This is a genomic window from bacterium (assembly GCA_028821235.1).
GTDB lineage: Bacteria > Actinomycetota > Acidimicrobiia > Spongiisociales > Spongiisociaceae > Spongiisocius.
In genome coordinates this window covers 1-10572 of record JAPPGV010000077.1, presented here as the reverse complement: position 1 = coordinate 10572, position 10572 = coordinate 1, and the positions used below count along the sequence as shown (strand labels likewise).

The 10572-nt window shown below is 69.1% G+C and carries 8 protein-coding genes and 1 tRNA gene; 7 read left to right on the top strand and 2 right to left on the bottom strand.

Annotated elements, in window-relative coordinates; translation table 11 throughout:
- Positions 1-491: 491 nt before the first annotated feature.
- Together OXK16_08485 and OXK16_08480 are read left to right on the top strand one after the other, a co-directional pair.
- A complete protein-coding gene (locus tag OXK16_08485) occupies positions 492-1148 on the top strand; it encodes a hypothetical protein (GenBank protein MDE0375982.1) in 657 nt (218 codons plus the stop codon).
- Positions 1149-1224: 76 nt separating this feature from the next.
- Positions 1225-3456, top strand: a complete 2232-nt coding sequence (locus tag OXK16_08480) for a cation:proton antiporter (GenBank protein ID MDE0375981.1) — start codon at positions 1225-1227, stop codon at positions 3454-3456.
- 95 nt (positions 3457-3551) lie between these two features.
- On the opposite strand, the gene OXK16_08475 is transcribed toward OXK16_08480, so the two are convergent.
- Positions 3552-4808, bottom strand: a complete 1257-nt coding sequence (locus OXK16_08475) for a M20/M25/M40 family metallo-hydrolase (protein MDE0375980.1) — start codon at positions 4806-4808, stop codon at positions 3552-3554.
- Positions 4809-4913: 105 nt separating this feature from the next.
- Here OXK16_08475 and OXK16_08470 point away from each other — a divergent pair.
- A tRNA-Ile gene (locus tag OXK16_08470) sits at positions 4914-4988 on the top strand.
- A 76-nt stretch (positions 4989-5064) separates the two neighbouring features.
- Here the strand turns inward: OXK16_08470 and OXK16_08465 are convergent.
- Complete coding sequence (locus tag OXK16_08465) at positions 5065-6123, bottom strand: Ldh family oxidoreductase (protein MDE0375979.1); 1059 nt, start codon at positions 6121-6123, stop codon at positions 5065-5067.
- A gap of 231 nt (positions 6124-6354) precedes the next feature.
- Between OXK16_08465 and OXK16_08460 the strand changes: the two genes are divergently transcribed.
- The 4 genes from OXK16_08460 to OXK16_08445 are packed head-to-tail and all read left to right on the top strand — an operon-like array spanning position 6355 to position 10279.
- Positions 6355-7215, top strand: a complete 861-nt coding sequence (locus OXK16_08460) for a xanthine dehydrogenase family protein subunit M (GenBank protein ID MDE0375978.1) — start codon at positions 6355-6357, stop codon at positions 7213-7215.
- Between the two features lie 30 nt (positions 7216-7245).
- Positions 7246-7734 (top strand): (2Fe-2S)-binding protein, encoded by a 489-nt coding sequence (locus tag OXK16_08455; GenBank protein ID MDE0375977.1) that lies wholly within the window; start codon positions 7246-7248, stop codon positions 7732-7734.
- A 15-nt stretch (positions 7735-7749) separates the two neighbouring features.
- Positions 7750-10032: a xanthine dehydrogenase family protein molybdopterin-binding subunit gene (locus OXK16_08450; GenBank protein ID MDE0375976.1), complete on the top strand. Its 2283-nt coding sequence runs from the start codon at positions 7750-7752 to the stop codon at positions 10030-10032.
- 1 nt (position 10033) lies between these two features.
- Positions 10034-10279 carry a MoaD/ThiS family protein gene (locus OXK16_08445; protein MDE0375975.1) on the top strand — a complete coding sequence of 82 codons (246 nt, stop codon included), beginning with the start codon at positions 10034-10036 and terminating at the stop codon, positions 10277-10279.
- Positions 10280-10572 lie beyond the last annotated feature (293 nt).

Genomic DNA, 10572 nt, shown 5'->3' with positions numbered 1-10572 from the left:
CTAACCGACCCTCCCCCGACCCCAAACACCCGATTTGCGGAACATAGAAGCATCAAGGCGGCGAAGTCGAAGCTCCTATAAGGTCACCCCGCTCCCCGGTTCAGGACTCCCGGCTAGGGCCAGGTCGACAGATCGCGACAAAGGCACCAAAGGCCAGTTTTCGCGTGGGTCAGACCCAGCCCCAAACCGAGAGAACCCTACAAGTATGAGTGTTTTTCGCGTTCTCGTTGTGTCGGGATGGGAGCCATTACCAGGGATGAAGGTCACCCGGGAGTAGAATCCGGGCAGTCACACGAAGGCCGTTTCCCGTGACCGTGGAGGCGCTGTTGGGGGTCCCCATTCTCGACACACCCGTGGAGGTACAGGGCGTTCCGCGCCCGGGTGGGGGACATATCACCGGACCCACCCGCGGATCGCACGGCCGGAAAACGACAGCCCCGCACGCCGCCGAATCGCTACGCAACAACCGAACCAACCCACGGAGGTAATCGATGTCAGACCTGATCGATGGTCTTTCAAATGGTCTAGAGAACGCAGGAGAGACCATTCTCTCGTTCCTGCCGCGGCTGATCGGAGCTCTGATAATCCTGGTCGTCGGCTGGCTGGTGGCCCGGCTGGTCCACAGGGTGTTCCAGCGCCTCTTCAAGGCGGTGGGCCTCGACGCCCTACTCGAACGGGCCGGTCTCTCCGACCGGTTGAATGCCGCCGGCTACACCGCTACCGACCTGGCAGCGCGAGCCATCTACTGGATCGCCCTGCTGGTGGTGTTCCTCCTCACGGCCGAGGCTCTCGATGTCGAGTACCTCAGCGACATCCTGACAGGACTGATCGGATACCTGCCCCTGGTGGTGGCGGCGATCGTCATCGTCATCGTGGCGGCCGCGCTGGGTGCCTTCCTAGCCGAGTTGTCCACGCCGTGGTCGCAGGAACGTCACATCCGGTGGCTCCCCGCCACGGCGCGGTGGGCGGTGATCGCCCTCGGGATATTCGTCGCCCTCAACACGCTGAACATCGGCGAGGAGATAGTCAACACCCTCTTCATAGCCGTGGTCGGGACCGTGGGCGCCATCCTGGTGATCGCCTTCGGCGTGGGAGGAATATCCGCGGCCAAGGAATGGTGGGCCAGGGTCCTGCCCGACCGCGACTGACCCCACCGGGGCCGTCCATGCTTAGCACGGTCGACCCTGCTTGCGGCGACGCATGCAGGCCGCCGTTGCCTGAGTGATGGTCGCCGTGCTGGCCGCCGCCGGGTCGGGGGGCACCCTGGACGAACATCAGGTGCTCGTCTTCCTGATGCAGCTGGCCCTGCTGGTGGGGGCCGCCCGCCTGCTGGGAGGGATCGCCAACAAGCTGAGGCAGCCTCCCGTCGTGGGCCAGATCCTGGCGGGAGTGCTGATCGGCCCGAGCGTCCTCGGCAAGCTCTACCCGGGCGTCTTCGATTGGCTCTTCTCCGACTCCACCGCCGGATCGGTGGTGTACGGGGTGGCCTGGCTGGCGGTGATCATGCTGCTGGTGGTCATCGGGTACGAGACCGACCTGGGGATCATCATGCGGTTCCGCCGGGCCGCCGTCAACGTCTCGGCGGGAGGCCTGCTCGTGCCGCTGGCCGTGGTGGGGGTAGTGGCCCTCCTGACGCCGTCCTCGTTCATAGGGGATTCCGGCAGGGGCCTGTACGCCGCCTTCATGGCGCTGGCCCTGTCGGTGGCGGCCCTGCCCGTGGTCGCCAAGATCCTGGCCGACCTGGGGATGCTGCGGCGCAACTTCGGCCAGGTGACCCTGGCGGTGAGCATGACCATGGACTCCGTGGGGTGGCTCATCCTCGCCGGGCTGGCCGGAATAGCCCGGGAAGGCTTCCAGGCCTCCGACCTGCTGGCCTCTCTCGGGGGTCTGGTCCTGTTCCTGGCGCTGGCGGCCACCGTCGGCAGGTGGGCGCTCGACCAGGCGATGCGCCTGGCGCTACGGCGCGGGCGGAACCTGCCGGCCGCCCTCACGGTCAGCCTGGTGGCGGCCATCGGGGGCGGCGCCGTCACCCAGGCGCTGGGCCTCGAGGCGATCCTGGGAGCGTTCATCGTGGGGATCATCCTGGCCACGCTGCGCTACCAGGTCAGCGCGGTGAGGCACGTCCTGGAGACGGTCACCGACTCGTTCTTCGCTCCCGTCTTCTTCGCGTTCAGCGGGCTGCGGGTCGACATCGGCCTGCTGGCCAGCCCCAGCGCCATCATCTGGACCGTGGTGCTCATCGTTATAGCGGTGGCCGCCAAGATATCCGGCGCCTACGTGGGCGCGCGCCGGTCGGGTCTCAGCTCCGGAGAGGGCCTGGCCCTCGGATCGGGCCTGTCGGCGCTCGGCGCGATGGGGATCGTGGTGGCGCTGGTGGGCCTGAGCCTCGGCGTCCTGAGCGACACCGGGTACACAGTGATCGTGGTGGCGGCCATCGTCACCTCGCTGGTCGCTCCGATCATGCTGAGGCTGGCGGTGCGCGGAATGGAAGCCGGGGAGGAGGAGCAGGCCCGGCTGGAGTCGGAGGCCATCCGATCGCAGGCACAGATCCTGGGATCGAGGCGGGTTCTCCTTCCCACCCGTGGAGGCGCCAACAGCGTGTACGCCGCCCACCAACTCAAGGTCCTGTTCCCGGACGCCGAAGTAACGGTGCTGACGGTCGCCGACCGGCCCACCGGCTGGCGGAAGCGCCTGCTGGGGGACGCGGTCGAGGAGGACGCCGGCCCTGGAGAGGTGATCAGGACGCTCGGGTCCGACCGGTGCCGGTTGATCCGCCGGCGGCGCGACCCGGCCGAGGCGATCCTCAGGGAGGCCGCGCTCGGTTACGACATGGTGGTGCTGGGAGCTACCGAGACCACCGACGCCGGCCAGGTCTTCTCCACGGTGATCGACCGGGTGCTCGCCAGGCTGGAACTGCCCGCCCTCATCTTCCGCTACTCGGGTCCCGGCCCCCAGGGCGGGCTACCGGACCCCGATTCGCTCACCGTGCGGACGGTGCTGCTGTCGGTCGAGTCCAACCGGGCCTCTCGCGCCGCCGAGGAGGTGGCATACTCCCTGGCCGCCCACAACGACGGGTCGGTTCTCGCGCTGCATCTGATCGCGGAGACGCGCGACGCGACCTTCTACCTCGATCCGTCGAGCAGCAGCCAGGACCACGGGGCGGGCCTGGAGTTGGTGGAGGAGTCGGTGTCGTTCGGCGAGCGCCTGGGGGCGAGAGTGAACGCCGAGGTCAGACCGGTCACCCGCCCGGCCGGGGCCCTCGTCGAGGCCGCCAACACCGGGGGCCTGGACCTCCTGGTGATGGGCGCGACGAACCGACCTCTCAGCAGGCGGCCGTTCTTCGGATACGACATGTCCCACGTGATAAAGCACGTCGCCATCCCGCTGGTGATGGTGGCCATTCCGGACATCGTGTCCCGGTACGGATCCACGGACCGCCGGAGCGAAACCGTCTGAGTCGCGCCACGAGTTGTGGACATTGCGCCGACGCCATCCCCTCGATGCGTTCCACCACGTCCGCCGGCCTGGTGGTAGGCCGGCTCGGACGCAGGTCAGATGCCGATCCGGGGCCAGGGTCTTCCATCAGCGACATGTCCGGCCCGGGCCGAGACGATCCGGACGAGCACCCTCGTGGCCCGGTGCATGTCCTCCGCGTCCACCCACTCGTCAGGACCGTAGAAGTTCCCGGCCAGGGCGCCGAAGCCGACCGCCGGCGCTCCCAGGCAGCGGATCGGGAAGCGGATGTCCGAGGCCACGTGGGCCGGGTAGACGCGGGGAGAAGCTCGGGTCTCGGCGCGGACGGCCCGGGCGGTGAGGCCGGCCAGCGGATGGTCGGTGGGGACCTCGGCGGGGTTGGACCGGACGCCGAACAGGGCGGTCGAGCCGGCGCCGGCCTCCTTTGCCACGGCGGCCAGGCGCTCGTAGACCTCGGTGAAGGTGCCGCGGCGGAACCAGACGGCGCCCTCCGCCACGGCCTGTTCCGGTAGCACGGTCGGGCCCACGCCCGCCGAGAGGCGGTTCACGGAACACAACACGTCCTCCCGGTCCGCCCACCTGTCCACCGCGTCGAGCACTCCCCGCAGGCGATCCAGGGCATTGATCCCCTCGCGGGGGTCCTCCGAGTTCGGAGTACGGATCTCCACCGGCGGCGGACGCCGGCCCGCGGTCTCGAGACGGACGTTGAAGAACCCGCGGGTGGCGACCTTGAACTGGGCCATCCCCCGGCCGGTCTCGGCCGGATGGCAGTAGACGGCCGCCTCTACGTCACCGACCCTCTCCATGGCGGGGAGGGTCCCCAGACCACCTCCCAACTTCCCGTGGACCAGGCCCACCACCAGCCGCACCCCCTCCAGGTACGGGATCAGCGCCCGGGCCGCCGCCAGCACCGAGACCACCCCGGCCTTGTCGTCGGCGGCGCCCACACCGTGGATCCGCCCGCCGATCTCGGTGGCCCGGTACGGATCGGTCCCCCATCCGTCCCGCGGATCGGCCGGCTCGGTGTCGATGTGGGCGAACAGGAGGATGCCCGGCCCCTCGCCACCGGATGCCACCACGCTCACCAGAGCCTCCGGATCCGCGACTTCCGGCACGGGCGGGCACCACTCGGGATGTCTCTTCAGGTCGCCTACCCGGGGCCTGACCAGCTCCACCTCCATCCCGAGCCGGTCGAGTTCCTCGGCGCAGAGCTCATGGATGTCCGAAGGCTCGCCGCGCACGCTCCGCCGCGCTACCAGCGAGCCGAGCATCTCCCGCTGGTAGCCGCGCAGCCGGTCGGCCGCGCCCACCACAACCTCTGGGTCAACAGGCATGAACCCATCCTACGAACACTCACGGATCCCGGGTCGGGAGATCGCCCGGGCCGCGGCGCCGCCCACGATGGTGCAAACCGGCATCGTGTAGCATGGCGGCTTCACGGGCCCATAGCTCAGGTTGGTTAGAGCGCATCCCTGATAAGGATGAGGTCCCTGGTTCAAATCCAGGTGGGCCCACCCCTCCCCCGCTCTTCACCAGGTCCCATCCCGGCCTTGATGATTTGTTCAGGCTTCTGGAGTGGTCAGCGGCCAACTAGCCGGAGGAGGCGAACTTCGCCTCGGGCAGGGAGAACCGCCGGAGCATCGTCAGGAGCTGTTGCCGCACCGGGTCGGGCAGTTCGATGTCGCGTTCACGATTGGCCAGCCGCGCCTCCGCCTCCATCTCGCCCGGGTACAGGACCGGTTGCGACTCATCGGCCAGCCGGGTGTCCTTGAGGTGCTCGGTGAGCGTGAGGGAGCGCTCCTCGAGTTCGGCCATGGGCACGAACAGCTCGGGATCGATCACGATGATCATCGAATCGTTGCTGAAGGAACGGCCCGGATCGCCCGAGATACCCCCGCCCGACATCACCCCCGCCAGCAGTTCCACCATGAACGCGAGCGCGTAGCCCTTGTGTCCTTCGTCTCTTCCGAGCGGGAGCAACGCCCCACCCCTCGCGAAGTCCTCCGGGTCGGTGGTCGGATTGCCGTCGGAGTCGAGGATCCAGCCGGTGGGCGTGGGCGTTCCCCGCGCCCTGTACACCCGCACCTTGCCCTCCGCCGCCACCGAGGTGGCCATGTCCAGCAGGAAGGGTCCGGCCAGTCGGGACGGCACCGACATGGCTATCGGGTTGGAGCACAGCTTCCGCTCCGTGCCCCGGAACGGCGCCTGGTTGATCCCGTGGCCGCCGCCGTTGGTGAAGATCATCGACACCAGCCCCTCCCCGGCCACCTGCTCGGCGTAGCGGCCCAGGCGGCCGATGTGCTTCACCCTCCGGATGGTCACAACGCCGACCCCGGCCGTCCGGGCCTTCTCGATGGCCAGGCCGGTGGCGAAGGTGGCCACCACCTGGCCGAAGTTCCAGCCACCGTCGACCCGGGCGGTGGTGGGTGTCTCGCCGAGGATCCGGGGACGGGCGCCCGGGATCAGATCGCCGCTATGAGTCCACTCGATGTAGTCCCACAACCGGATGACCCCGTGGGAATGGTGGCCGATGACGTCGTTCTCGACCAGGTGCTCCGCCACCAGCCGGGCGTCGGCGCCGGGCGCTCCGGTCGCCCGCACTATCGCGGTGCATGTGTCCTCGAGCCGGGTGGGTGAGACCTTCCACATGCAGGTGTCCTTTCGGTCCGGCGGCGGGGGCTCGTACCCGATTGGTGTGCCGCGATTGCCAGCCGCAACGCTAGTGGTGTGGATGCGAAACGGCCGTGGCGGCGGGAGTGCGCCGGTTGGCTCGCGCCATGCTTGGAGTCACGCATGCCTGCTACCCTGCGGGCCGTCCTCCGGGGGCTCGAGAGTGCTTTGCCAGCCCGCCGGAAGAGGAGCTACGAGTTCGGTTGTGCCATGAGATATGTCGCCCCCACATCCATCGAAGAGGCCGTTTCGGTCCTAGGCGGCGCGGTTGCTGCCCAGGTGTACGCCGGCGCTACCGACTTCATTCCCCAGCTGCGGATGGGCCGGCCGGAGCCCGGGGTAGCAGTCGATCTGAAGCGGATCAATCGGCTGACCGACCTCCGCCGGGAAGGGAATACGTGGGTGATCGGCGCCGCCACCCCCTCGGCACGGCTGGGCGAGGAGAAAGACCTGGTCGCCGAGCTGCCGGGCCTGGTGGAAGCGGCGAACCTGATCGGATCCGATCAGATCCAGAGCCGCGCCAGCCTGGGCGGCAACCTGTGCAACGCCTCCCCGGCCGCCGACTCGGTACCTGCCATGGTGGTGAACGACGGTCGGGCGGTGATCGCCGGACCCGAGGGGATGAGGACCATCCCGGCGGCATCGGTGGCCACCGGCCCCGGCCGCACTTCGTTGGCGGCGGGAGAGTTCCTGGTCGAGTTGGTGTTCGATCGTCCCCCGCCCCGGACCGCGGATGCGTACCTGCGGTTCATCCCCCGCACCGAGATGGACATCGCGGTGGTCGGCGCCGGGGCCCGGCTCACGCTGGATGAGGCGGGACGGTGCCAGGAGGTGTCGGTCGCCCTAGGAGCCGTAGCGCCCACGGTGGTCATGGTTCCGGCCGCGGAGGACATCCTGGTGGGCCACGCGCTCACCGACGACGCCTTGAAGCGGGTGGCGGCGGAGGCCTCGGCGGTCTGCAACCCGATCGACGACAAGCGCGGCACCAAGGCGTACCGCCGGCAGGTGGCCGGAGTGCTGGCGGTGAGGGCCCTCAAGCTGGCCGCCGACCGCGCCGCCCGGACCGGCTGATGAAGCGCCCGCACCAGTGAGGAACCCCGTATGAGCAGAACGCACGTCACCTGCACCATCAACGGCGACCCCGCCGAGTTCCTTTGCGAGGAGGATCAGACCCTCCTGGACACCCTGCGGGACGTGGTCGGGCTGATGGGAGTCAAGGAGGGCTGCGCCACCGGTGACTGCGGGGCATGCTCGGTCATCCTCAACGGACGGCTCAACTGTTCCTGCCTGGTCTTCGCCCCGGAGGCGGAGGGGGCGACGATCGAGACGGTCGAGGGCATGGCCGGCCCGGACGGCCTCCACCCGCTCCAGGAGACCTTCCTGGAGGGAGCGGCCCTGCAATGCGGGATCTGCACCCCCGGCTTCCTGGTGGCCGGCAAGGCGCTACTGGACCGCAACCCGGATCCCACCGAGGAAGAAGTGCGCTACGCCGTCGCCGGCAACCTCTGCCGGTGTACGGGTTATGACAAGATCGTGCGGTCGATCCTGGACGCGGCCGACCGTATGGGAGAAGCCGCCCCGGCTTCATAGGGCAAAGGAGAAGGCGTGACAGTTACCGCTACCCCCACCACCGATCCCCAGCCCGGATACAAGTGGGTCGGGACCCGTCCGGTCCGCCACGACGGGCTCGACAAGGTGACCGGCCGGGCCAGGTACGGCGCCGACCTGAACCTGCCCGGGATGCTGATCGGAGCCGTGCTCCGGTCTCCCCATGCCCACGCCCGCATCCTCTCCGTCGACACCTCGGCGGCCGAGGCGATGGAAGGCGTCAAGGCGGTAGTCACGGGCGCCGACTTCCCGATGCTGGAGTCCGGCGGGGAAGGGAGCGGGGAGGAGTACTACGACCCCCGGGACCTGTGCCGCAACGTGATGGCGCGTGACAAGGTCCTCTACGAGGGCCATGCGCTGGCCGCCGTGGCCGCCACCTCCCGCCGGGAGGCACTGACGGCGCTGGCGGCCATCGAGGTCGACTACGACGTCCTACCCCACGTGCTGGACGTGTCCGAGGCCATGGCGCCCGACGCGCCAATCCTCCACGATGACCTGATCACCGAGGGGGTGGATCCGGTCCCGGACGAGCCTTCCAACGTAGCCTCACGCTACGTGATCGACCGCGGGGACATCGAGAAGGGCTTCGCCGAGGCCGACGTGATAGTGGAGCGGGAATTCGTGACCCAGCCGGTCCACCAGGGCTACATCGAGCCCCATGCGGTGGTGGCGGACGTGGGTGAGGACGGCAAGGCCACCGTCTTCTGCTCCTCCCAGGGCCACTTCATGGTGCGGTCCCACACGGCGGAACTGCTCGGATGGGAGCCGTCCCGGGTGAAGGTCATACCCGCCGAGATCGGCGGGGGCTTCGGTGGCAAGACGACCGTGTACGTGGAGCCGGTGGCGGCCCGGCTGTCGCAGAAGGCCGGCCGCCCGGTCAAGATCGTCATGACCCGCGACGAGGTGTTCCGCGCCACCGGTCCCACCTCGGGGTCCAAGATACGTCTCAAGGTGGGCGCCACCAGGGACGGCACGCTGACCGCGGTGGAGGGCTCCATGGCCTACCAGGCGGGCGCCTTCAAGGGCTCGCCGGTGAGCCTGGGATGCATGTGCGCCTTCGCCCCCTACGCGATCGAGAACGTGCTCTTGGAGGGCCTGGACGTGGTGGTGAACATGCCGAAGGTGGCCGCCTACCGGGCGCCCGGAGCGCCGATGGCGTCGTTCGCCTCCGAGACGTTGCTGGACGAGGTCGCGGAGCAGCTGGGCATCGATCCGCTCGAGCTCCGGCTCCGCAACGCCGCCGAGGAAGGTGTGCGGTCCGTATACGGCCCGGTCTACAAGCGGATCGGCTTCAAGGAGACGGTGGAGGCGGTCCGGGACCATCCGCAGTACTCGACCGAGCTCGGGCCCAACCAGGGCCGGGGGGTGGCGAGCGGCTTCTGGTTCAACTTCGGGGGCAGCTCGAGCGCCACGGTCCACATCAACGAGGACGGGACCGCCTCGGTGCTCACCGGCAGCCCCGACATCGGCGGGAGCCGGGCCTCGATGGCGCTGATGGCCGCGGAGGAACTGGGCATCGACGTCTACGACATCACCCCCATCGTCAGCGACACCGAATCGGTCGGCTACACCGACGTCACCGGAGGAAGCCGGGTCACCCACGCCACCGGCTTGGCGGTCATAGACGCCTGCCGCAAGGTGGTCACCGACCTGCGGGCCCGGGCCGCCAAGGTCTGGGACGTCGATGTCGAGGAGGTCGAGTGGGTGGACGGACGGGCCCAGCACGTCTCCGGGGACCGGGCGCCCATGACCACCAGGGACCTGGCCGCCGGCGCCGCCGGGACGGGCGGCCCGGTCACGGCCAGCGCCGCCGTGAACGCGCGGGGAGCAGGGGTCGCCTTCTCGACCCAGGTGTGCGACGTGGAGGTCGATCCCGAGACCGGCGCCGTGAAGATCCTCCGGTACATGACCGCCCAGGATGCGGGGCGGGCCATCCATCCGAGCTATGTCGAAGGACAGATGCAGGGCGGCGTGGCCCAGGGAATCGGCTGGGCGCTCAACGAGGAGTACATCTTCGACACCGGCGGGACCATGGAGAACCCGGGATTCCTGGACTACCGGATGCCGGTCGCCTCCGACCTGCCGATGATCGACACGGTGATCGTCGAGGTGCCCAATCCGGGCCATCCCTACGGGGTACGGGGCGTGGGCGAGGTGGGCATCGTGCCCCCCATGGCGGCGGTGGCGAATGCCATACACGACGCCACCGGCCTGCGGATGAGCGAGCTGCCCATGTCGCCGGTGAAGGTGCTGGAGGCAATCGGCGCCAACGGCGGCTGACATGGCCCGGGTGATCTTCGGATCGGCGCTGCGGCGCTACACCGGAGGGGTCGGAGAGGTCGAGGTCGAGGCCACCACGGTGCGCTCGCTGATCAACGCCCTGGACCGGCGGTTTCCCGGCCTGGGAGAGCACCTGGGGTCGGGCATGGCGGTGGCGATCGACGGCGAGATCATGACCGACGCCCTCTACGAGCCCGTCCCCGAGGGCGCCGAGGTCCACTTCCTGCCGCCCATCGGAGGCGGCTGAGCGGACCCCGTACGTGGGACCTTCTGCGCCTCCGCGCCGCGGCGACGTGACCCCACTGCTCGACCTTCCTCCCAACCGTGGCCCGGTTTTTTCTCGGTCTGCCCGGCAAGGGTGATATCTGTCACACCCCCACCATACGTTGCCTGTCGCCAAGCACCTACACCGGCCGCTGAGGCAACCCGATCGGTTCGGCCGGTCCGAGGGAACAAACAAGGCTTCATGGAGCGAACAGCCGTTTCCCGGCATCCGGCCGGGCATGGCCGACCACGCTCCAAGCCAGGATGGGTGGTGGC

Excerpts from the sequence above, each read along its gene's own strand:
- OXK16_08485 (MDE0375982.1), top strand. The coding sequence starts at position 492 with ATGTCAGACCTGATCGATGGTCTTTCAAATGGTCTAGAGAACGCAGGA.
- OXK16_08475 (MDE0375980.1), bottom strand. The coding sequence starts at position 4,808 with ATGCCTGTTGACCCAGAGGTTGTGGTGGGCGCGGCCGACCGGCTGCGC.
- OXK16_08455 (MDE0375977.1), top strand. The coding sequence starts at position 7,246 with ATGAGCAGAACGCACGTCACCTGCACCATCAACGGCGACCCCGCCGAG.
- OXK16_08480 (MDE0375981.1), top strand. The coding sequence starts at position 1,225 with ATGGTCGCCGTGCTGGCCGCCGCCGGGTCGGGGGGCACCCTGGACGAA.
- OXK16_08445 (MDE0375975.1), top strand. The coding sequence starts at position 10,034 with ATGGCCCGGGTGATCTTCGGATCGGCGCTGCGGCGCTACACCGGAGGG.
- OXK16_08460 (MDE0375978.1), top strand. The coding sequence starts at position 6,355 with ATGAGATATGTCGCCCCCACATCCATCGAAGAGGCCGTTTCGGTCCTA.
- OXK16_08465 (MDE0375979.1), bottom strand. The coding sequence starts at position 6,123 with ATGTGGAAGGTCTCACCCACCCGGCTCGAGGACACATGCACCGCGATA.